3 protein-coding genes are annotated in these 4,133 nt (G+C 65.7%); all 3 read right to left on the minus strand.

The annotated features are described in order from the left end of the window. Positions 1 to 1,039 (minus strand): glycogen debranching N-terminal domain-containing protein (locus ACFWF3_RS26575; RefSeq protein ID WP_379316066.1); only part of this gene is annotated, 1,039 nt, incomplete at its 3' end. Continuing rightward, positions 1,036 to 2,205, minus strand: a complete 1,170-nt coding sequence (locus tag ACFWF3_RS26580; RefSeq protein WP_379316068.1) for a glycosyltransferase family 4 protein — start codon at positions 2,203 to 2,205, stop codon at positions 1,036 to 1,038. The genes ACFWF3_RS26575 and ACFWF3_RS26580, both read right to left, overlap by 4 nt. A gap of 285 nt (positions 2,206 to 2,490) precedes the next feature. Next, positions 2,491 to 3,999 (minus strand): PstS family phosphate ABC transporter substrate-binding protein, encoded by a 1,509-nt coding sequence (locus tag ACFWF3_RS26585; RefSeq protein WP_378992143.1) that lies wholly within the window; start codon positions 3,997 to 3,999, stop codon positions 2,491 to 2,493. Positions 4,000 to 4,133 lie beyond the last annotated feature (134 nt).

The following is a 4,133-nucleotide window of genomic DNA, read 5'->3' on the forward strand; positions in this document are numbered from 1 at the left end:
AGGGTCCGCGCCGCATCTCGTGCATGATCCGGCCCGGCTCCTCCTCGACGAGCGGGTCGATCGTCTGCCCTTGTAATTCGGCCAGCTGCTGCAAAGTGCCCAGTGCCAGATCGGTTTCCAGTGGCAGCGACATCCACGCCGTGAGCAGGGAGTCCCGGCCGAACAGCGTCATGAACCACGGCGCGCCCGCCGCCACGAAGGGCCGGTTGGTGCCCGAATCGGTGTGGATCTGCAAGGCGCCCAGATCGCTTTCGGTGCGCCGCAGGATCTGGTTGAGCAGGCCCGAATCCGCGGAGATATCGGTGGCGGTGGCTCGCCAGGCCTGGATCTTGCGCACGGGCTCGCTGGCCCGATATCGCTCGCCCGGTGTCCCCGCGATCTGCGGGCGTTGCGCGGCACCCGCCGGCTGGGCGGTGATCTCGGTCTGCCAGCGCCCGCCCGCGGGGACCACGACCCGCCAGATCATGGTGCCGGGCAACACCATCGGCTCGACGGTCGAGGTGAGCGCGAGCCCACGTGACAGATCGGCGCGATCGTGCAGCAGCAGTTCACCGTCGGTGGTGGTCATCTCCGCCCGGCGCCCGTGGGTCCGGCCTTCCTTCACCGCGAACAGGTCGACGAAGTCGGCGTCGACGTGCAGTTCGAGCACCACCGCTGTCGCCTCACGGCTCATGTTCTCCAGCGTGATCAGCTCGTGCATGCCCTCGGCGACGAGCCGATCGCGCACCACGAGCAGGGTGCTGTCGGCCCGACCCTGTTGCGGCGGCCTGCGCAGCACGAACCGCGCCGCGAAGGCCTCCGGGCTCAACACCGACAGCGCCTCGGGCCGTTTGCCGTCGATCATCAGCTCCCAGCGCGAGATCACCCTGGCGTCACGAAAGAACAGGCCTTGCGGCTTACCCGGCTCGATATCGCCGAGCCGGTCGGACAGGCAGAACGTGCCGCCTTCGACCAGGGTGATGTTGCCGCCGCCGCCACCGAGCCCCGCGGGTTCCCCCGCGTTGAGGGGGCTCGGCGCCGAGGCGCTGTCGGTGCTCATGCGCGCCCGTTGGCCGCTACCCCGACGGGCATCGGCATCGCATACGCGGTGTCGTACCCGATCGTGGTGCGGGCGAGCAGATCCCGGTACACCTGTTCGTAGCCGCGGCCGAGGGTGTCGGCGCTGAAGTTGTCGACCACGTGCTTGCGGCAGACCGCCGGATCGTAGGTCTGAACTTCGGCGATGGCCGCGGGCAGCTCGGCCGGATCGTCACAGATCCGCCCGGTGACCCCGTCGACCACCACTTCGCTCACCGCACCGCCACGCAACGCGACCACGGGCGTACCGCAGATCATCGCCTCGATCATCACCATGCCGAACGGCTCCTCCCATCGAATGGGGAACAGCAGACACTTAGCTCCGGAGAGCAGCTTACGCTTGGCGGCCGCGTCGGCGAGACCGAACATCTGATCCTGATCGGTCATCCGCGGCCGCACGAACTCCTCGAAGTAGGCCTTCTCCGGCGGCTCACTGCACTTGCCCGCCAGGATCAGCGGCATGCCGACGGCGTGGGCGGCGTCGAGCGCCAGATGCGGGCCCTTGTCGTCGCTGAACCGGCCGAGAAACAGTGCGTAGTCCTGCTTCTCGGTCTCGTACGGCCACTGATCGGGACACAGCGCGTTGTGGACCCGGCCCGCCCATGGCAGATCGGGCGCCAGCGCGCGCTGACGGTCGCTGATCGCGACGAGCGAGCACTCCTGGCCCAGTTCCTTGTAGTAGCGGTAGCAGTCGTCCTGCACCGGGCCGTGCACGGTGACCACCGTCGGCAACCCGAGATTGGCGTAGGCGGGCGCGTTCAGCGGGCCCGCGAACGTGTGGTCGTGGACCAGGTCGATGCCTTCGGTATCGGCCAGCCGCTCGATGGCGCGGCGCACCCGCAGCGCGTGCACGATTTCCGGGAACGGATCGCCCAGCCGTTCGGGCTGGATCCGGTCCCACAGCGGAACGAAATCCGCTTTGGTACCGTCGACACCCGCACCGAACAGGGTGACGTGATGGCCACGCTCACACAGGGAGTCGACCAGATCGGCGACGACGGCCTCGACGCCGCCGTAGGCCTTGGGTGGAACATCGAAATACGGTGGAACAACCATCGCGATCCGCAGGGGACCACCGTGGTGATCGATCGAGTAGAGATCGGACGCGGACAAACCGGTCGGCGACATTGCCGACGTGTCTGTACTCATGACCTTCCTTCCAGGGACGCAACCTAGCAACACTTGCGCGAACAAGAGATGGCCGCCTCGGCGGAGGTGGAGACGAGAGCTTCACCGCCGTCCATGGGGCATGGTTGGCCTGGCCAGACGCAATACGCACCGTTTCGGGTGCCCGCCTGAACAGAGGGGCCGTCAAGGAACGTACCCCGCTACCGCAGAGTAAACCAGCGTGTTGCTGGAAATGTTCTATATCGATTACCTACCACGGCAGGAGATTACGCGGTCAGAGGCGGTCTACGGCGTACAGATTGCCTGTCCAACCGAATCCAGGCACGGAATATTGCCGAACTCCCGAATAGTGGCCCTGCCTTGACCGTGCATCAGGTAGTCGATGAACTGGGCCGCCAGCGAATCACCGGCCACCTGTCCATGTGTATCGGCGTACTCCACCACCGTGAGCGGGTACGTCCGCATCTTCATGGTGTCCTCCGACGCGTTGACCCCGTCCAGCGCGACGAGTTTCACCTCACCGCTGACCGCCGAAGTCTCCATGTAACCCACCGCGCCCGGGGTACGGGCGACGAACGACGCCACCCCTTCGGTGGTCTTGACCTCGCATTGTTCGCCCTCCGATGGCCTTCCGGCGCACGGGATGAACGGGAACACCTTACGGTTACCTTCTAGCAACCGGTTCTCGAGCGCCGTTCGGGTGCCGGAACCCGCCTCCCGGTCGATCAGCACCACCGGCTGATCGGGCCCACCGATCTGGTTCCAGTTCTTGATGTTTCCCCGGTACAGATCACGGACCTGCTGCGTCGTGAGATTCGGCAGGTCGACACCCGGGTGGGTCACGATCGAGAAGGAACTGAGAGCCAATTGATACTCGATCAGTTTGTCGAAGCCGTTGCCCTTGGGACCGTCACTGATCGCGAGCATCTCCTGCGTCGGGCCGGTCTGGACCAGCTCGACGAGCCCGTCGGAGGTTCCCGCGAAGTCGAAGGTGAATTTCGCTCCGGTGCAGGTCTTTGCGTAGTTCTGCGCGGCCGTGCGAATCATCGGCGCCATCGCGGTGGAACCGACCAGCGTGAGGGCACCCTCCGCGCAGTCACGCGGTGGCGGGTCCGGTTGCAGAGCGAGGACCGCTTGCACCGCGATCAGCGCGACCAGGAAGCCCGACAGCGCCATCAGTTTCTTCGACGGGCCGGAGTGACTCGTGGTCTCGACGACCTTGCCTCGCTTGACCCGCCCGGTCAGGACAGGTTCCACCGGCTCCCCGTCACCGTGCACCCGCTTGAGCACCGCGAGAATCTTGTAGTGCTGACGTCGTTCGAGCTGCACCTTCGGCAGATCGATGATGCCGGCGAAGTTCTCGCCCTCGCCTCTGGCCCGTTTGCCGATACCCGATGCGGGGCCGAGATTGTCGGAGAGCGGCCCGTCCAGCTCGGTCACCGCCAAACCGATGACCTCACGACCAGGGAATGTGACATGCAGCCCGACCCGCGGATCGGCTCCACTCATCGTGTAGTCGTCGGGGTCGATGGCGAGCGTGCCGTTGTTCTCGACGCGGACCAGCACGACCGACAGCTTGGACAAGTCCAGCTGTGGCCCACCGGCTTCCGGGGTGCTCAGATTCGCCAAGGCGCCGACCAGCGACGCGGTGTCCGTCTCGCCTGTCACCGGCGTGTCCATCTGGACGCGGTATCCCAGCCGACGCCGCCCGACCAGGACGAATTCGCGAACGAACGCCGCCGAGGCCACCACGAGGCCGACCGCGGAAAGTACGAGCTCCACCGGAATGTCCATCAAATCCCCCACTAAACCATGTCGATCAGCGAGTTGATGTGTACCAGGCGGGATTCGGCGGATCAGAGATCGAAATCAGTTGTTGGGCAAGACTTCACCCATTCGATTCCGAGCACCAGGCGAGCAACTGCTCG

This window comes from Nocardia sp. NPDC060220 (assembly GCF_042727815.1).
GTDB lineage: Bacteria > Actinomycetota > Actinomycetes > Mycobacteriales > Mycobacteriaceae > Nocardia.